General features: G+C 73.2%; 13 protein-coding genes and 1 riboswitch. Of the genes, 8 read left to right on the top strand and 5 right to left on the bottom strand.

The window, feature by feature from the left end; all coding sequences use genetic code 11:
• Window positions 1-37: 37 nt before the first annotated feature.
• Together OUQ99_RS23205 and OUQ99_RS23200 are read right to left on the bottom strand one after the other, a co-directional pair.
• Window positions 38-1615, bottom strand: coding sequence for a polysaccharide deacetylase family protein (locus tag OUQ99_RS23205; RefSeq protein ID WP_431061440.1), 1578 nt, complete (start codon window positions 1613-1615; stop codon window positions 38-40).
• 188 nt (window positions 1616-1803) lie between these two features.
• Window positions 1804-3357 (bottom strand): polysaccharide deacetylase family protein, encoded by a 1554-nt coding sequence (locus OUQ99_RS23200; protein WP_267950467.1) that lies wholly within the window; start codon window positions 3355-3357, stop codon window positions 1804-1806.
• Window positions 3358-3619: 262 nt separating this feature from the next.
• A riboswitch (cobalamin riboswitch) is annotated at window positions 3620-3794 on the top strand.
• Between the two features lie 160 nt (window positions 3795-3954).
• On the opposite strand from OUQ99_RS23200, the gene metE reads away from it, so the two are divergent.
• On the top strand, window positions 3955-6246 hold the full coding sequence (gene metE, locus OUQ99_RS23195; RefSeq protein ID WP_267945903.1) for a 5-methyltetrahydropteroyltriglutamate--homocysteine S-methyltransferase: 2292 nt from the start codon (window positions 3955-3957) through the stop codon (window positions 6244-6246).
• A 174-nt stretch (window positions 6247-6420) separates the two neighbouring features.
• Here the strand turns inward: metE and OUQ99_RS23190 are convergent, their stop codons facing one another.
• Window positions 6421-7431 (bottom strand): DUF3558 domain-containing protein, encoded by a 1011-nt coding sequence (locus OUQ99_RS23190; protein WP_267945902.1) that lies wholly within the window; start codon window positions 7429-7431, stop codon window positions 6421-6423.
• A 473-nt stretch (window positions 7432-7904) separates the two neighbouring features.
• Entirely contained in the window at window positions 7905-8939 is a 1035-nt protein-coding gene (locus OUQ99_RS23185) for a coiled-coil domain-containing protein (protein ID WP_267945901.1), read from the bottom strand.
• A gap of 699 nt (window positions 8940-9638) precedes the next feature.
• Between OUQ99_RS23185 and OUQ99_RS23180 the strand changes: the two genes are divergently transcribed.
• The 7 genes from OUQ99_RS23180 to OUQ99_RS23150 all read left to right on the top strand — a co-directional run bounded on the left by OUQ99_RS23180 (window position 9639) and on the right by OUQ99_RS23150 (window position 16144).
• Window positions 9639-10595, top strand: a complete 957-nt coding sequence (locus OUQ99_RS23180) for a methionine ABC transporter ATP-binding protein (RefSeq protein ID WP_267950466.1) — start codon at window positions 9639-9641, stop codon at window positions 10593-10595.
• Window positions 10592-11335 (top strand): methionine ABC transporter permease, encoded by a 744-nt coding sequence (locus OUQ99_RS23175; protein ID WP_431061439.1) that lies wholly within the window; start codon window positions 10592-10594, stop codon window positions 11333-11335. The genes OUQ99_RS23180 and OUQ99_RS23175 overlap by 4 nt, the downstream gene beginning before the upstream one ends.
• Window positions 11336-11444: 109 nt before the next feature.
• Complete coding sequence (locus OUQ99_RS23170; protein ID WP_267945899.1) at window positions 11445-12314, top strand: MetQ/NlpA family ABC transporter substrate-binding protein; 870 nt, start codon at window positions 11445-11447, stop codon at window positions 12312-12314.
• Window positions 12315-12474: 160 nt separating this feature from the next.
• The gene (locus OUQ99_RS23165; protein ID WP_267950465.1) at window positions 12475-13875 is read left to right on the top strand and encodes a GH1 family beta-glucosidase; all 1401 of its coding nucleotides are present in this window, start codon (window positions 12475-12477) and stop codon (window positions 13873-13875) included.
• Between the two features lie 178 nt (window positions 13876-14053).
• Window positions 14054-15088 (top strand): LacI family DNA-binding transcriptional regulator, encoded by a 1035-nt coding sequence (locus tag OUQ99_RS23160; protein WP_267945898.1) that lies wholly within the window; start codon window positions 14054-14056, stop codon window positions 15086-15088.
• A gap of 121 nt (window positions 15089-15209) precedes the next feature.
• Window positions 15210-15434: a hypothetical protein gene (locus tag OUQ99_RS23155; protein ID WP_267945897.1), complete on the top strand. Its 225-nt coding sequence runs from the start codon at window positions 15210-15212 to the stop codon at window positions 15432-15434.
• Window positions 15435-15469: 35 nt separating this feature from the next.
• A complete protein-coding gene (locus OUQ99_RS23150) occupies window positions 15470-16144 on the top strand; it encodes a hypothetical protein (RefSeq protein ID WP_267945896.1) in 675 nt (224 codons plus the stop codon).
• A 24-nt stretch (window positions 16145-16168) separates the two neighbouring features.
• On the opposite strand, the gene OUQ99_RS23145 is transcribed toward OUQ99_RS23150, so the two are convergent.
• Complete coding sequence (locus tag OUQ99_RS23145) at window positions 16169-17251, bottom strand: M15 family metallopeptidase (RefSeq protein ID WP_267945895.1); 1083 nt, start codon at window positions 17249-17251, stop codon at window positions 16169-16171.
• Window positions 17252-18029: the final 778 nt, after the last annotated feature.

Below are 18029 nucleotides of genomic sequence, written 5' to 3'. Positions count from 1 at the left end.
GGGCGGCCCCCGGCCCCGGTGCGCCCCGACCCGCGCGCTACCAGTACTCGGGGACGGTGACGCCCGCCGCCGGGTAGGACTCGCCGGGCTCGGGGTCGCCGACGACCTGGCTGACGGTCGCGAACTCGTAGCCCTCCTCCCGCAGCCGCTCGATGAGCCGCGGTGCGGCGGCCAGGGTCGGCGCGAGCGTGTCGTGCATGAGCACCACCGAGCCCGGCTCGACGTCGTCCATGACGCCGTCCACGATCTCCTCCGGGGACAGGCCGGTCCAGTCCTCGCTGTCCAGGTTCCAGAGGACCTGGGCCATCCCCTGCCTGCCGATCTCCTCGATCACCGGTCCGGAGGTGTCGCCGAACGGCGGCCGGAACAGTTCCACGTCCTGCCCCGTCTGCCGCCGGACCATCGCGCTGACCGCCGCGACCTGCGCGGGGAGCTCCCGGTCGTCGAAGTACTCCGTCATGTGCTCGTGCAGGTCGTTGTGGCTGGCGATCTCGTGCCCCTCCGCGTAGGCGCGCCGGAGCACGCCGGGGCGGGTCAGCGCGGGGTCGCCGTTGAGGAAGAACGTCGCCGACACCTCCTCCTCGGCCAGCAGGTCCAGGAGGGCCGCGGTCCCCTCCGCGGGCCCGTCGTCGTAGGTGAGCGCGACGCACTCGGTCCCCGGGGCCTCGCAGTCCAGGTCCGGGTCGCCGGCGGCGACCACCCCCGGTGCGGTCGGGAGGGACTCCGGGACGGCTCCGGGCGGGTCCACCGCGAGCACGGGCTCCTCCGCCGCCGACGCCTCCCGGGCGCGCTCTCCCAGGTCCGACAGGAGGGGCGCGGCCTCCTCCGACGGCACCACCGCGACGATCCGGCCCGGTTCCGACGAGGGCGGGTGGCCGACCACCACCGGGGAGAGGTGGCCGTCGTCGAACTCCACGAGCAGGTCGCCGTCGGAGTTGAACCCCATGGAGTCGTAGGTGCGCATGACGGGGTGCAGCCCCTCCGGGTCCACGTCCGGGTTCCCGGCCAGCTCCTCGTGCACGATCCCGTCGAGCCTTCCCAGGGCGTCGTCGTCCGCCAGGAGCTCCGTCGAGTACGCGGTGTGCCCGGTCTCCGCGTCGTACCAGTACGTTCCGTATCCCTGGCGCCGGCCGTGCAGGTCCTCCTCGGTGCGGACCAGGCGCACGCCCAGGACGCCGCTCCCGGCGCCCACGACCTCCCAGTCGACCGCCAGGCGCACGGGGTCGCGGCTGGCCCCGCGGAAGTCCCGCACCTCGCGGTCCACCTGTTCGGCCAGCCGGGAGGCGAACCGGTCGGCCCCCTCGAACACCGGATAGGAGACGTCGATCTCCACGCCGTCCGGCCGGTGGGGGTGGTCGCCGAAGTCCGCGGCGCCACCGGTCCACTCGGCGACCTCCTCGCCGGGTTCGTCCAGGAGCACGGTCATCAGCTCCGGGTCGTCGCCCTCCGCCGCGCCGCCCGTGCCGCAGGCGGTGAACAGCAGCAGCGCCGCCACCGCCGCGCCGGTCCGGTGCGCCGCGCGTCGTGCGGCCCCTCCTGGGCGCCGGGGCCCCGGCCCCCGGTCGAGGCCCCGACGGGGAGCGGTCTGGCCAGGACGGACTCGGCTCGTCGACAACACCGGTCTCCCTCATCCCTGCGCGGGTGCTTACGCGGTTGATGGGAGCAACATAGGGGACGCCGTCCGCGCGCCTGTGGCGGTGACCACATGTGGTCACCGCCACAGGAGGGGGTGCGGGTCCGCACCCGTCCGGAGCGTCGCGGCCGGGGTCGCCGGGCCCCGCCGGCCCCGGGACCCCGCGGGCCTCAGGCCGCCTCGTCCCCCTCCGGTTCCCCGCCGTCCCCTTCCGTTTCGGCGGGGGGCTCGGGGGCCCCGTCGACGTAGGCCTCGCCCGGCTCGGTGGCGCCGAGCAGCTGGGAGACGGTGACCATGGTGTAGCCGCGCTCGTCCAGTTCCCGGACGATCGCGCGGGAGGCGTCGACCGTCGTGTCGTGGATGTCGTGCATGAGGATGATCGCCCCGGGGGAGGCGCCGTCGACGGCGCGGTCCGCGACCACCGACGACTTGCGGTCCTTCCAGTCGTTGGTGTCGATGCTCCACAGGATCTGGGCCAGGCCCATGTCGGCGGTCACCGAGGCGACCTCCGCGTCGGTGGACCCGTAGGGGGGCCTCATGAGGTCCATGGTGTACCCGGTCTCGCGGTACACCAGGGCCTGCACGGTTTCGAGGTCGGAACGGATCCCGCCCGCTCCGAGCCCGGCCAGGTCGGGGTGGGAGAGGGTGTGGTTGGCCAGTTCGTGGCCCTCCGCGTAGGCGCGCCTCACGGTGCGCGGATCCTCCATGACCGGGTAGCCGGTGACGAAGAACGTCGCGCGGGCGTCGTACTCGGCCAGGATGTCCAGCAGTTCGGGCGTGCGTCCGCCCGGGCCGTCGTCGTAGGTCAGGGCCACGCACTTGGACCCGGGGGCGGAGCAGTCGACGTCCTCGCCCGCGGGCGGCAGGACCCCGGGGACGGCCGTTTCACGGCTGATCTCCTCCTCCCGGGGCGGGGCCGCGACGGCGAAGTCGCGGACGCCCCGGGTCGCCGAGCGCAGCGCGCGCTCGCCCAGGTCCGACAGCAGGGGGGCGGACTCCGAGGCGGCGACGACGGCGTGGGTCCTGCCCTCTTCCACGGGGGCGACCTGTCCCGCGTCGAACTCCACGACGAGGTCGCCGGCGGGGTTGAACCCCACGGAGTCGTACAGCGAGGCGATCGGGTGCACCGCGTCCGGAGCCGCGGTCCCCGGGAGGGCGTCCCGCACGAGGCCGTTCAGCTCCTCCAGTTCCCCCTGGCCGGCGATCAGGGCGGTGGAGGGGTGGGTCGAGCCGGTGAGGGCGTCGTACCAGTAGGTGGTGTATCCCTCACGGGTTCCCTCGGAGTCGGTCTCCTCACGGGTCACGCGGACCCCGACGATGTCGTCGTTGGCCGCCGTCAGGTTCCACGCGGACTCGAAGGAGACCGCTCCGGGGTTGGCCGCCTCGAAGGCGTCCACCTCGGCGGACAGCGCGCGGTCCAGGAAGTCGCTCAGCGGGTCGGCGTCGGGGACGACCGGGTAGGAGACCTCCGCGGCCACCCCGCCCTCGCGGGCGAGCTCGGCCTCGGCCAGGTCCACCACGTCGTCGGGGTCGACCACCGTCAGCCCGTCGGGCTCGCCGGCGGCGGGCGGGCCCGCCTCCGGTCCGCCGTCCGCCGACCCCGGGTGCGTATCGCTCACGGGTTCGGAGGCGAGCACGCCGGGCGGGGTGACGGCCAGCCAGACCAGCCCCGCGACGACCGCCAGCGCGACCGCGATCGTGGACAGGGGGTGACCGGGGGCCATGGTCGGTTGGGACTGCTTGTTCACCAGGGGTTCTCCACGTACATCTTCAGACGAACGATCGCGGGGAGCACGGGGGAGGACTCGGCCCCGCGACGCTTCATGTCGGTTGTGACGCCGGCCGCGCAACAGGGGTTCGCGCTGATTCCGGCCGGGGGCACAGGGCAGCACGCCGGGTACAGGGGCGGAGGGGTGCTCCCTATACTTGCAGGCGTGGAAGGTACATGCTCCACCCCAGAACCCGGGCCGCGCCCGGAAGGGGAGGGGTGTGTCGCAAGAGGGAACCCGGTGCGACTCCGGGACTGCCCCGCAGCGGTATGAGGGAACGAACGTCGCCATAAGCACTGGTAATCCGGTCGGAAAGGTCGGAAACCGGGAAGCGGCGGCCAGTAGGAGGACGGCGTCCGCGCCGTCCGCGCCCCCGAGTCCGAAGACCTGCCTCCACCCGGCGGCGCACCCGTGCCGCCGGTGGTCCCGTGCCCCGAGGGAGGGCCGAGGAGCGGCGGCAGGCGCACACGCCCACGGCGTGGCCCCGGGCATGCCCGCGTCCTCGCTCACCCCCGCGGCCGGTACCCGGCTTTCGACGAGGGAGAGAAGCTCATGCCCCACACCCCCGAGGCCTCCCGGCCGTCCGTGCGCTCCACCGTGCACGGCTACCCCCGGATCGGCCCGAACCGGGAACTCAAGCGCGCCTGCGAGTCGTACTGGAGGGGCGAGACCGCCGCGGAGGAGCTGGACGGCATCGCCGCCGGCCTGCGCCTGGGCGTCTACGCCCAGCTGCGCGAGGCGGGAGTCGACGACATCCCGTCCAACACGTTCTCGTACTACGACCACGTCCTGGACACCGCGGTCCTGTTCGACCTGGTGCCCTCCCGGTTCGCCTCGCCGGCCGCCGCCGGCGACCGCGACGAGGAGCTGCGCCGCTACTTCGCCCTCGCCCGGGGCGAGCAGGGCGCCCCGCCGCTGGAGATGACCAAGTGGTTCGACACCAACTACCACTACCTGGTCCCCGAGCTGTCGCCGAGCACCCGCCCGCGCCTGGTCGGTGACAAGCCCCTCGCCGAGTTCCGGGAGGCGGCCGAGGCGGGTTTCCCGACCCGCCCGGTCCTGGTCGGCCCGCTCACCTTCCTCCTGCTGGCCAAGGCCGCGGACGACGCCCCCGAGGGCTGGCGCCCCGTCGAGCTGCTCGACCAGCTCCTGGACGCCTACGCCCAGCTCCTCGCCGGCCTCTCCGCCGCGGGGGCCGCCGAGGTGCAGCTGGACGAGCCGATCCTGGCCACCGACGAGGGACGCGCCGCCGTCGGGCTCCTGGAGCGGGTCTGCCGGCGCCTGGGCTCCCTCACCGAGCGCCCCTCCCTCCTGGTCTCGACCTACTTCGGCTCCATCGGGGCGCCCGCACTGCGGGTCCTGAAGGACTCACCGGTGGAGGCCGTCGGCCTGGACCTGGTCACCGACGGCGAGGGCGTCGACGACCTCGTCAAGGTCTCGGGCCTCGGCGGCACCCGCCTGGTCGCCGGGGTGGTGGAGGGCCGCAACGTCTGGCGGACCGACGTCCCGGCCGCCGTGGCCGCGCTCGGCACCCTGCTCGCCCTCACGGACGAGCTGACGGTGAGCACGTCCTGCTCGCTCCTGCACGTGCCGATCGACCTCGACGCGGAGACCTCCCTCGCCCCCGAGCTGCGCGAGGCCCTGGCCTTCGCCAAGCAGAAGGCGTACGAGACGGCCCTCCTCGGCCGCGTCCTCTCGGAGGGGGCCGAGGCCGAGTACGCGGCGGGCGGGGCCGGCGGCGGTCCTGCCTTCACGGACGCCCGCGTGCGCGCCCGCCTGGACGCCCTGGGCCCGGACGCCTACGAGCGCCCCCAGGACAGGGGCGCCCCCACGGACACGCCGCTGACCACGACCACCATCGGGTCGTTCCCCCAGACCGCGGAACTGCGCCGCGCCCGCGCCGCGCACCGGCGGGGCTCCCTGGCGGAGGACGCCTACAGGCAGATCCTCCGGGAGGAGATCGACCGGGTCGTCGCGCTCCAGGAGGAGATCGGCCTGGACGTGCTCGTGCACGGCGAGCCCGAGCGCAACGACATGGTCCAGTACTTCGCCGAGCAGCTGGAGGGCTACGCCACCACCGAGAACGGCTGGGTGCAGTCCTACGGTTCGCGGTGCGTCCGCCCGCCGATCCTGTTCGGCGACGTCTCGCGCCCCGAGCCGATGACCGTCGAGTGGACCACCTACGCCCAGTCGCGCACCGACAAGCCGGTCAAGGGCATGCTGACCGGTCCGGTGACCATGCTCGCCTGGTCGTTCGTGCGCACCGACCAGCCGCTGGGCGACACCGCCCGCCAGGTGGGCCTGGCCCTGAGGGACGAGGTCGCCGACCTGGAGCGCGCGGGCATCCGCCACATCCAGGTGGACGAGGCGGCCCTGCGCGAGCTCCTGCCGCTGCGCGAGGAGCGGCGCGCCGCCTACCTGGACTGGGCGGTGAACTCCTTCCGCCTGGCCACGTCCGGTGTGTCGCCGTCCACGACGATCCACACGCACATGTGCTACTCGGAGTTCGGCCTCATCGTCGGCGGCATCGAGGCGCTGGACGCCGACGTGACCAGCGTCGAGGCCGCCCGCTCCCGGATGGAGCTGGTGGAGGACCTGGGCCGCCGCGGCTACAGGCGGGGGATCGGGCCCGGCGTGTACGACATCCACTCACCGCGGGTGCCGTCCGTGGAGGAGATCGAGGGCTCGCTGCGGCTGGCCGTCGCGCACATCGACGCCGGGAGCCTGTGGGTCAACCCCGACTGCGGTCTCAAGACGCGCGGCTACGCCGAGGCGGAGCAGGCCCTGCGCAACATGGTGGAGGCCGCCCGCCGGGTCCGTGCCGACCTGCCCGGCGCCCGCTAGCGGGGTGTTGCGTGCCCGGTCCGGGAGCCTCCGGGGCGAGGCGGCCGGCGGTCTCCGCGAGCGCGCGGGCGCCCGGTCGGGGACCCGGGGCCTGCGGCCGGGCACGGGACGACGCGGACGGGGGAGGGGCCGCGGCGTCGCCGCGGCCCCTCCCCCGTCCCTGCGGTGGGCCGGTCAGGTACCGACCACGGCCAGCGCGTCGGCGCCGGCGTTGACCATGATCTCCTCGACGTTGTCGGGGAGGACCAGGTCCTCCGCGGAGTCCTCGCCCGTGATGGACGGGTGCAGCTGGTACGTGATCTGGATGTTCAGGTTCGCGGTCCTGACCAGCAGCACGGCCTCGGGGACGAGGTCGCCCACGTAGTCGTACTTCGTGACGATGAAGTGGGCCTCGTCGCCGAGCTCCACCTCCTTGCTCTCCTCCACGTCACCGGCGTCGTACAGGGTGCTGTACTCGCTCTCGCCGGTGATCTGGGCGACCGTGTCCTGGAACTGGCTCGTGGCGGCCTCGACGGAGTCGGCGGCGGAGTAGGGGGTCTGGTACACGATCCCGAAGGAGGCGTAGCCGCCGGGGGCGTTGCCCTCCGGCGGGGTGGCGTCCAGGGTGTCGCAGGACGAGTTCTCGTCGCGGACGGACTTGTTGCCGCCGTCGGTGACGAGGAAGTCGGCCACGACCTGCTCGGTGAAGGCGTCGCAGGGCTCGGTGGGGACCGAGTAGGGGGGCTCGCCGGCGGGGGCCGCGTCGGGGTCGGGCTCCGGGGCCGGCTCGTCGCCGCCGGTCGCCTCCTCCGCGCTCGCGGAGGGCTCGCCCTCGGGCGGGGCGGCGACGGTCGTCCCGCCGTTGCCGTTGGTGACCAGCATGACCAGGACCGCGACCACGAGGACGACGATGACCACGCCGCCGCCGATGACGACCCACAGCCTGGCCCTGCCGCCGCCCTGGGGCGGCTGGGGCTGGGGGTGGGGGTAGCCGGGGCCGCCGCCGTAGGGGGGCTGGCCGCCCGCGTACATCTGCTGCTCCGGGCCGGGGAAGCCCTGGCCGGGACCCGTGGGGGCGCCGTAGGCGGGCTGGCCGCCCGTGCCCGGGTCGCCGTAGGGGGCGCCGTAGGGGGGCTGGCCCCCGCTGTTGTCCCCGCCACCGTAGGGGTTCTGCGGTGGTTGGTTGTAAGGTCCGTTTTCGCTCATGGCTCCCCTCGCCCGTGATGTGCTGGCCGTGTTGTCTGGGACGCGTGTGCGTGCCGGTGGGTTCTCACGACTTCCGGGACCGCGGGGCCGTGCCGGAGCGCGGTCGGAGCGGTACAGGGGCCGTGCGAGGGGAGGCGCACCTACCGCCACCGCCTTCCCGCGGGCGAGGGCGGAGGCGTGGGGCCGGGCGTTCCCCGTCTCCGTGAGGAGGATCCCGGGGGACCGGGGGTGCCGATCGTGGTCGGCTCCGGGGGGTTCCCCGGGCCGAGGTCGGGACCTGTGCATAGTAGCCGCGGGGTATGTCCCCGCGGCAGCCCCGACCAGGGGTAACAGGGTGAATCGTCACTGTTTTGTGTCGGTTGCGTGCGAGATCATGGTTCGCGTGACGCAATCGTGACGCCGACGTCTGGATTCCGCGCCCGCGTCCGGGTAATGGGACCGCCGGCCCGCCCGGGCCGGCGCGGCGCACGGCCTCAGAACATCGAGATGTGCACGTGGTCGAAGTGGTTCTCGGTGAGGTTGCCCCGGTCCGACATCGCGCGCCAGTCGGTGTCGCCGCGGCGCACGTCCCAGATCTGCTGCCGGTAGATGACGTACATGATCCCGTAGTCGTCGGCGTGCTCCATCGCCCACTCGGAGATCGCCCAGCCGCGGTCGACCTGCTCCTGCGAGGGCATGCCGCCGTTCGGGTCCAGCATGAAGTCGCAGGCCCGACCCAGCGGGTGCTCCCCGACGACCCAGCCGCCGACCGCCCGGTAGCAGCCCACGCCGCCCACGTCCCGGCCCTCGCCGAACTCGTCGATGACCCGCTGGCGCATCAGCTCGGTGCGCGGGGTGATGTTGTACTGGCCGCCCATCGGCTGCTCGGGGTGGTCGGCGATCAGCCGGTCCACCTCGGTGCGGCGCTCCTCCAGCTCCTCCAGGTCCGCCTCGACCTCGGCCAGCCGCTCCTCCGCGGCCTCCTGCGCGGTCTCGTCGCGGGAGAGGGCCTGGTCGAGCTGGTCGATCTTGTCCTGGTTGCTGGTGGCGAGGTAGTCGACGACCACGGCCCGGTCGATGACCGTGTCGGGCTCGTCCCCCACGAACAGCGACATCGACGGGTCGATGCCGCCGCTGGTGTAGGTGGCGACCGCCAGGGCGCGCACCTGCTCGCGCGCGGCGTCCACCTCCTCCCGGGTGCCCTCGGCGCGGTTCTCCGCGCGCTCGGCCTCCGCGATGACGCCCTCCATGTCGCGGAGCTCGCCGTTGTAGTCCTCGCTGAGGCTGTCCGCGCGCTCCCGCAGGGAGCTCATGCTCTCGGGGTCCATGGGCGCCGCCGCGAGGGCGGTCTGGGGAAGGACGAGGAAGCTCCCGACCAGGCCCGCGGCGAGCGCGGCCACGCGTGCGCGGCCGGGGCGGACGATCGCCGGGAGTACCCGTGCGAGGCCTTCGCCCCGGGCGCGGTCGGTGGGGTCGGGAGCCCAGAAGTCGGCGAAATCGTCCACTCGGCTCAGGTCGTCGGACTGCACTGTGTGGTCGCTCCTCGAGCCCGCGCACACTCCCGTCGGGCACGGGAGAGGGGCGGGCGCTGCTTCTCGTCTGTTCCCGTACGGGGTCGGGCCGCCGTCGCGGCCCCGCCCTCCTGGCCCCTCGCGCGTGCCGCGGAGGGGGAGTGGGAGTCACGGGATGGTCATGAGTGTAGGCACTCGCGCGGGGATTGGGGAAAGACGGGACGATTCCACCGGTGGACAAAGGTTGTCAATGTGGTCTAAATAACCTGAATTCAGATGATGATTCAGGTGAAGTGGCTGGTCCGCCATGGTTGGCTTGGGACCGTGAAGGCTCCAGAGCGCGACCAAGCGACCACCATTCCCGCCCGGGCGGACGGCACCGCGGGGTGTCTGGCCTCCCGCCGGGGCCTGTGTCGCGCCCGCACGGGCCTGCGGGCCCGCTCCGGGAACCGCTCGTAGGGAGCCGCCCGCCCGCCGCGCCGATCCGGGCCGCCCCGCGGCGCGGGGGGTGTCGGACCCTCCCGACCACACGGGGGCGCCCGCCCGCCGACCCGCCGCGCGCACCCGCACCGGCGCGTCGCCGCCGCCCGCCCGCGGGGCTCTCCGTACGCTCGGACGTGGGCGTCAACCCCACGCCGAGTCCAGCCCCCCGCGCTCCTGCACAGGGCGCCGTGAGACCACCGCTGAGACGTCGATGGGAAAACCGTGATTGACGCAGTGGGCCTGCACAAGGCCTACAGGTTGAAGAAACACCAGGTGACCGCCCTGGACGGGGTCGACCTGCATGTCGAACCCGGGGAGATCTTCGGGGTGGTCGGCCAGAGCGGCGCGGGCAAGAGCACCCTCCTGCGCTCGGTGAACCTCCTGGAGCGCCCCGACGCCGGGACGGTCGAGGTCGCGGGCGAGGAGCTCACCTCGCTGCGCGGGGCCCGGCTGCGCGCGGCGAGGCGCAACATCGGCATGGTGCACCAGCACTTCGCCCTGCTGTCCTCGCGCACCGTCGCCGGGAACGTGGGCTTCCCCCTGGAGGTCTCCGGCGTCGACAGGACCCGCAGGCGGGCCCGCGTCGGCGAACTCCTCGAACTCGTGGGCCTCGGCGACAAGGCGCGCGCCTACCCCGCGCAGCTCTCCGGCGGCCAGAAGCAGAGGGTCGGCATCGCCCGGGCCCTCGCCTCGGCCCCCCAGGTGCTGCTCAGCGACGAGGCGACGTCCGCGCTGGACCCCGCCACCACCGACTCGATCCTCGCCCTGCTGCGACGCCTGCGCGACGAGCTGGGCCTCACCATCCTCCTCATCACGCACGAGATGGACGTGATCAAGCGGATCTGCGACTCCGCTGCGATCATGGAGAAGGGCGTGTTCCTGGAGTCGGGCCGGGTCCTCGACCTGATCGGCACGCCGGGGTCGCTGCTCGCGCGCTCCCTCTTCCCGCTGCCCGCCAACGGCGGCCCGGAGACGGTGTTCATCACCTACCCGCGCTCCTTCGACGAGCCGTTCATGTCCGAGCTCACCCGCCGCTTCGACGTCGACGTCAACATCCTGGGCGGCGGCGTGGAGCAGGTCGCCGGGCAGTCCGTCGGCCGTCTGAGCGTCGACATGCGCGGCGCCCGCCGCGCCGAGGCGCTCGCCTACCTGTCCGAGCACGGCCTGCTGGTCGAGGAGGCCGGAAAGTGATGACCAACCCCACCGACGCCCCCACCCTCGCGGCGTCCGCGGCCGACGGCGGCAGCGCCTGGGGCGCGATCGTCGCGTTCGTCCAGGACTGGCCGAACATGTGGCCCAGCCTGTGGCTGGGCACCCAGGACACCGTCTACATGGTGGTGTGGGCGACGCTCATCAGCGTGCTGGTCGGCCTGCCGCTGGGCGTGCTCCTGGTGTCCACGGACCGGGGAGGGCTGACCCCGGCGCCGGCCGTGCGCGCCGTCCTGAGCGCGGTCGTCAACATCGGCCGCTCGCTCCCGTTCATCGTCCTGATGGTGGCGGTGCTCTCCCTGACCCGCTTCCTGGTGGGCACCACCCTGGGCCCGACCGCGGCGATCGTGCCCCTGAGCATCGGCGCCATCCCGTTCTTCGCCCGCCTGGTGGAGACCTCCCTGCGGGAGGTCGACCGCGGCGTCGTCGAGGCCGCGCACGCGATGGGCACCCGGCGCTTCACGATCGTGGGCAAGGTGCTGCTGCCCGAGGCCCTGCCCGGCCTGATCGCGGGCCTGGTGATGACCGTGGTCGCCCTCATCTCCTACTCCGCGATGGCGGGCGCCATCGGCGGCGGGGGACTGGGGGACCTGGCCATCCGCGAGGGCTACCAGCGGTTCAACGACCACTACCTGTGGGCCACCGTCATCCTGCTGATCGTGATCGTCCAGATCGCGCAGAGCATCGGCGACCTGCTGGTGCGCCGCCTGTCACGGCGCTGACCGGGTCCCGTCCGACGGCCGGCGACCCCGGGGGCGGGCCGCGGGCCCGCCCCCTCCCGCACTCCCCCCGACCCCCCGATTTTTCTGACCGACGAGGAAGGAGACAGCGATGACCGGGAGTACGAGGGCACGAGTGGCGCGGGGGGCCGCCGCCGCGGGGTTGGCCGCGGCCGTGCTGGCGGCCTGCGGCAGCCCCAGCGAGCGGGCCCAGGAGGGCACGGACGCCGAGGGGCTGACGACGCTGCGGATCGGCGCCACGCCGATGCCGCACGCGGAGATCCTGGAGTTCGTCGACGAGAACCTGGCGGCGGACGCGGGCCTGAACCTGGACGTGGTGGTGTACACCGACTACAACCAGCCCAACGCCGCCCTGGCGGAGGGCGAGCTGGACGTGAACTACTACCAGACGGCGCCCTTCCTGGACGAGTACCTGGAGGGCAACCCCGACGCGGACCTGAGCTACGTGTCGGACGTGCACCTGGAGGCGTTCGGCGTCTACTCGCAGGAGCTCACGGACCTGGCCGACCTGCCCGAGGGCGGAGAGGTGGGCGTCCCCAACGACACCTCGAACATGGGGCGCGCCCTGGAGCTCCTGGCCGCCGAGGACGTGATCACGCTCGCCGACACCGGCGGGAGCGCCCCCTCGGTCGACGACATCGAGGAGAACCCCCTCGACCTCACCGTCACGCCGGTGGAGGCCGCCCAGCTGCCGCGCTCGCTCCAGGACCTGGACGCGGCCGTCGTGAACGGCAACTACGCCCTGGAGGCGGACCTGCCCGCGACGGCCAACGCCCTCGCCTGGGAGGGCACCGAGGACAACCAGTACGCCAACGGCCTGGTCGTGCGGTCCGAGGACGCCGACGCCGAGGACGTGGTCAGGCTCGACGAGCTGCTGCACAGCGACGAGGTGCGCCGGTTCATGGAGGAGCGCTGGGAGGGCATCGTGCTCCCCGTCGGCGGCGGGGCCTCCGAGGACTGAGCCCCCCCCGGGGGCGCCCGCGCGCGGCGCAGGCGCCCCCGCGTAACGGTTGGGTTTCGGCCTGCATCCGGTCGATTGACATCGGGGTACTACTCTGTTTGTTTTATGGGAGCGCTCCCACAACGATGTCCCCTCGTCACGGAAGGTGCGTACCGAAGAAGTGAGCAACCGCAACGATTTCCCCGAGGGCTTCCTCTGGGGGGCGGCGACCGCCTCGTTCCAGATCGAAGGCGCCACCACCGAGGACGGCCGGGGCCGCAGCATCTGGGACACCTTCGCCGAGACACCCGGCAAGGTCCTGGGCGGCGACACCGGTGACCCCGCCGACGACCACTACCACCGCTACGCCGAAGACGTCGCGCTCATGAAGGAGATGAACCTCGGGGCGTACCGCTTCTCCGTGGCGTGGCCGCGGATCGTCCCCGAGGGCTCCGGCGCCGTCAACCAGGCCGGGATCGACTTCTACGACCGCCTCGTCGACTCCCTCCTGGAGGCCGGGGTCCAGCCCTGGGCGACCCTGTACCACTGGGACCTGCCCCAGCCGCTGGAGGACGCCGGGGGCTGGCCCGCCCGCGACACCGCCTACCGCTTCCGCGACTACGCCCAGGTCGTCGCCGAGGCCCTCGGCGACCGCGTCGGCCACTGGATGACCATCAACGAGCCCTGGTGCTCGGCCTTCCTCGGCTACCACAACGGCCACCACGCGCCCGGCCACAAGGACGCGGCCCAGGCCGTGGCCGCCACCCACCACCTGCTGCTCGGCCACGGCCTGGCGGTGGAGGCCATCCGCTCCACGGGGCACCCGGCCAAGGTCGGGCTGGCCCACAACCAGGCGGTCATCCGCCCCCACGGCCCCACCGCGGCCGACGCCCGCGCCGCGCGCCGCGCGGACGGGGTGCGCAACCGGATCTTCACCGACCCGCTCTTCAAGGGGCGCTACCCGGCGGACGTCCTGGAGGACCTCGCCGAGATCAGCGACTTCTCCTTCGTCTCCGACGGAGACCTGGAGACCATCTCCGCGCCGCTGGACTTCCTCGGTGTGAACTACTACTCGCCGGAGTTCGTCGCCGCCTCCGCCAAGGGGCTGGACCCCGAACTGGTCAGCGGCGAGGGCGGGAACGCCTGGCTGGCCTCGGACCCGGAGGAGGTGCACGTCTCCCAGGGGCTCCCCGTCACCCACATGGGATGGGAGATCGACCCCACCGGGCTGTACGACGTGCTCCAGCGCCTGGCCGGTGAGAGCGGCGGCATCGACCTCTACGTCACCGAGAACGGCTGCGCCTTCGAGGACACCGTGACCGAGGACGGGCGGGTCCACGACACCGAGCGCACCGACTACTACGAGGGCCACCTGAGGGCCGCCGGAGAGGCCGTCCGCGCCGGGATCCCCCTGCGCGGGTACTTCGCATGGTCGCTCCTGGACAACTTCGAGTGGGCGTGGGGATACTCCCGCCGGTTCGGGATCGTGCACGTCGACTACGAGACCCAGCGCAGGACCGTCAAGGACAGCGGGCTCTGGTACGCCACACTTGCTGGGACGGGCCGGTTCCCCGAGCGGTAGGCGCGGGCGTACAGGCGCCGGCGGCCCGGTGGGCCGCGGACGGCAGTGGGGCGTCCTCCGGGGCGCCCCACACCGTCGTTCCCGGCGGGACGACACCATGAGAGCGTCCGTCGAACACACCGCCGCCCCGGGGCCCGCCCCGGGGCGGCGGAACACGAACCCCAGAGGGAGCCTCGAAGTGGCCAAGAGCGGTGGCGGTCGGCAGCGTCCGACCCTGGAGATGGTGGCGGAGCGGGCCGGGGTCGGCCGCGGTACCGTCTCCCGGGTGATCAACGGCTCCGCCCAGGTGAGTCCGCACACCCGGGAAGCCGTGCACAACGCGATCGCCGAACTGGGCTACAGTCCGAACCAGGCCGCGCGCACCCTGGTCACCCGGCGCACGGACACGATCGCGCTGGTCGTCTCCGAACCGCGCGACCGGTTGTTCGCGGACCCCTTCTTCGCCGACATCATCCGCGGCGTCAGCTCGGTCCTGCACGAGCGCGACCTCCAGCTGATGCTGACCACGGCACGTACCGAGGCCGAGCACAAGCGCGTGGGCGACTACCTCAGCGGGTTCCACGTGGACGGGGCGCTCCTGGTGTCCCAGCACCGCGACGACCCGCTCTCCACGCGCCTGGCCGAGGCGGGCGTGCCGGTCGTGCACGGCGGCCGCCCCCACTCCCCGGACCAGCCCGCCCCGTACTGCGTGGACATCGACAACTACGGCGGCGCCCGCGCGGCCACCCGGTACCTGCTGGACCGCGGTCACCGCAGGGTGGCCACCATCACCGGATCGCTGGACATGAACGCCGGCCAGGAGCGCCTTCGCGGCTACCGCGACGTCATGGCCTCGGCCGGGATCGAGGTGGACGAGCGCCTCGTGGTCCGCGGGGACTTCAGCGTGGAGGGGGGAGCCGAGGCCATGGCGCGCCTCCTGGACACCGGTCCGGCGCCGGACGCCGTGTTCGCGGGCTCCGACATGATGGCCATCGGCGGCATGCGCGTGCTGCGCGAGCGCGGGCTGCGGGTGCCCGACGACGTGGCCCTGGTGGGCTACGACGACACGGTCATGGCCCAGCACAGCGACCCGCCGCTCAGCACCATCCACCAGCCCACGGTCCAGATGGGCCGGGAGATGGCGCGACTGCTCGTCGACGTGGCGATCCCCCGCACGGTCGAGGCCGAGACGGTCACCCTCGACACCCACCTGGTGGTGCGCGAGTCCGGCTGACCCCGCGCCGCGACGCCCCGCGAAGCGCCTCTGACCCGGCGGTTCGCCCCCGGCCCGGCTGGACTCGCGTACCACCGCTGTGCAAGGCTGGTCGCGATTTCGCTGGAGACGGTGGGAGCGCATGGAGCCGATGCGGGGACCGACACACACCCGGTGCGCGATTTCGTCGTGCGGGTGGTGCGACCAGGACGGCGTCGAGTGCCGGTTCTGTTCCGGAACGGGATGGTGGCGGCCCGAGCGGCCGCACCGGGACGGGAGCGGTGTGATCGTCTGGCTCAGGGTCGACGAGCCGTGCCGGGGGTGCGCCGGGACGGGCAAGGAGCACAGCCCGACCGCTGTCCTCTGAGGCGCTTCCGCTCCCGCGTGGAAAAGGAGAAGCGCATGCGCTGGGTGACCTATCTCTCGCCGAGTGGCGGGGGCGAGCGCGTCGGGGTGCTGGAGGACGGGGACGTGCTGGGCAGTCCCGACCCCGGCGGCCTGGCGGACCTGCTCGCGGCGGGCGGCGACGCCCTGGCCGCGGCCGGCGGGCGGGCCGCCGCCGCGCCGGTCGAGATCATCGTCGAGCCGGAGGCGCGCATGTGCGCACCGGTGACCCCCACGGCCCTGGTGCCGGCCCTGGTCGGCGGCGAGGTGTGGGAGATCCACCCGGAGCTCGTGCAGGGCTCGGACGACGCGGTCCCGCCCGCCGCGCGGACGGCGCTGGTGGGCGTGGCGGCCGTCGCCGGCGGCGACGGTCCGGCGAGCGCCTACACACCCGCCTGCCTGTGGCTGGACGAGGGCGGAGCCGCGGTGCAGCTGAGCCTGGGGCCCGTCCTGACCACCGCCGACGAGGTGCCGGGGGCGCCGCTGGAGCTGAGCGCCTCGGTGGACGACAGGGAGGTCGGCCGGGGGATCGCGGACCCGGCCGACGCCTGGCTGGTGTCGGGCCCCTCCGGAGCGGGCCGGATGCGCGTCCTCCTGCCCGTCTCCACCCCGCGCCTGGACGAGGACGACGAACTGTTCGTGGACGCGGGCGTCCTGGGGACCTTCGAGGTCCGGGTCGGCTCCCAGGTCTGAGCGGCGCCGGGGCCGGGACCGCCGTCAGGGCGTGAACTCCCAGTGCCAGGGCTCGAACCCGCCGCGCGCCCAGGGCGGGTTGTCCCAGCCGTACCCGGGGGCATGGGCCAGCATCCACTCGTGTTCGGGGGACCCCGCCTCGTGCACGCCCCCGCACAGGTCCACGGCCACACCCAGCCCGTGCCGGCTGGTGCCCGGGCGCGCGGCCATGCCGGGCACCATCTCGTGGAACAGGCTCACCTGCTCGTGGTAGGGGCGGTAGGAGTCGGTCACGCACATGGGGCGGCCGAACGTCTCGCGGTAGGCGCCGTCGAGCTCTATGAAGGCCTCGGCGGCGTCGGCCCGCAGCCGTTCGCCGGGCTGGGGGAGGGGGCACAGCACCGACTCCGGCATGCGGCCGTTGGCATGGGCCGCGGCCTCCCCCCGCGCGCACCCCGTGTCCGCGGCGGGCGATTGCCGCGCTTCCCGGCCGTTTCTGTCATCGCTGGCATTGTTCCGTTCACCGTTGTCTCCATCGGTGGATGACAACGCCGCGCGCGCGTTGCGCAGGGTCTCCTCACGGCGCCGCTCCCTGCCCCCCGCGTCGCCGACCTCCGCGAGCCGGGCCTCCAGGCGGGTCTGCTCCTCCAGGAGCCATGCGGTCCGCTCCTCCTGGGCCGTGACGGCCTCCACAGCCTCCTCGCGGGCCGCCGCCGCTGCCTCCACCGCCTCCGCCTGCTCCCGCTCGGCGGTCTCGGCCAGGCCGTCGACGGTGTCGGCCACGACCCGCGCAGCCCCTGCGCGGTCCAGCTCGGCGGCCCTGTGCTCCCCCAGTACGTGCAGGAGGGCTCCGCGTTCGAGCATGCCCGAGGGGCCCTCGGACCCGCCCCACGCGTGCACCGGTCCCACGTCGGCGCCCATGTAGACGGCCGCCGCCTGGCGGGCGGCGGCGATCCTGGCCTCCTCGCCGCGCTCGCCGGCGGCGTCCGCGCGCTCGGCCGCCTCGGCGCTCCGTTCGGCCAACTCCTCCAGGCGCTCGCTCTCCTCCGCGTAGCGCTCGATCTTGCCGAGGGCCTCCTGTCGTAGGACCTCTGTGCCCGCGCGCAGTTCGGCCAGTTCGACGCGCACGTCCCCGAGGGTGGCCGCCCCGGTCGTGTCGTCGGCTGCGGCCCCCGGGGTCGCGGACAGGGCGAGAAGGGCCAGGAGACCCAGCGGAAGTGCGGCGGTGACCGAAATGGACCGGTTCCGGGAGGCGGCTTCCCTTCCTGGGACCGGACCGTCCGAATGCGTTCCGCTGCGCACGGTAGCCGCACCGGGGCAAGGCGATGCACGCATCTCCGCTTCCTCCTCAGGACCTGCGTCTACGTCTTGTCACGATGTCATGTCGGGGGAGTCTTGATGGGGAAGCTGGTGGTGTGTCCAAAAAGTTACCTGGCCACCTGAGTGGGTTTCGGTCGCTATGTCTGACCTGGGGGATTAGCCATAATGCCGACATTGAGGGCATTATGCTGCTAGGCGGACGAAGATGATCTTGTCCATCGCCGTCAAACGGCGGAAGCGATACCTTCGCACGCATTGGTACGCTATCCACCGCACGCGCACCTCCTGAAGCTTTTGGGTGCGCGCAGCCTCTCCTCCCAGGCGAGTCCGGCGGACAGTCTTCACATCTCCCCACATTCCCCACCGCTCCTGGTTCGGTGGCCCACGTGGTCCCCACCGTTTTTCCCCGAAGAGTCTTCGGCCGGAGTGGTCGGCCCCTGGGGTCCAACCAACCGCTCGAGGCGGTGACACGAAAGGTTGCGAGGGTCCGTGTCGACACGAGCGACAAAAGACGGGGCCAGCGCTCAGAGCGCGGCGGCGCAGGCCGAAAACGCCGACGCCGCGCCCCAGCGCAGAGCCAAACGGT

It is taken from the genome of Streptomonospora nanhaiensis (assembly GCF_026642255.1).
GTDB lineage: Bacteria > Actinomycetota > Actinomycetes > Streptosporangiales > Streptosporangiaceae > Nocardiopsis > Nocardiopsis tropica.
The sequence above is the reverse complement of the archived record's forward strand: the minus strand, read 5'-3'. Positions and strand labels throughout refer to the sequence as shown.

What these genes read in the sequence shown, in the direction of transcription:
- OUQ99_RS23200 (WP_267950467.1), bottom strand. Translation starts at nt 3,357, where the DNA reads ATGGCCCCCGGTCACCCCCTGTCCACGATCGCGGTCGCGCTGGCGGTC.
- metE (WP_267945903.1), top strand. Translation starts at nt 3,955, where the DNA reads ATGCCCCACACCCCCGAGGCCTCCCGGCCGTCCGTGCGCTCCACCGTG.
- OUQ99_RS23190 (WP_267945902.1), bottom strand. Translation starts at nt 7,431, where the DNA reads ATGAGCGAAAACGGACCTTACAACCAACCACCGCAGAACCCCTACGGT.
- OUQ99_RS23170 (WP_267945899.1), top strand. Translation starts at nt 11,445, where the DNA reads ATGACCGGGAGTACGAGGGCACGAGTGGCGCGGGGGGCCGCCGCCGCG.
- OUQ99_RS23155 (WP_267945897.1), top strand. Translation starts at nt 15,210, where the DNA reads ATGGAGCCGATGCGGGGACCGACACACACCCGGTGCGCGATTTCGTCG.
- OUQ99_RS23150 (WP_267945896.1), top strand. Translation starts at nt 15,470, where the DNA reads ATGCGCTGGGTGACCTATCTCTCGCCGAGTGGCGGGGGCGAGCGCGTC.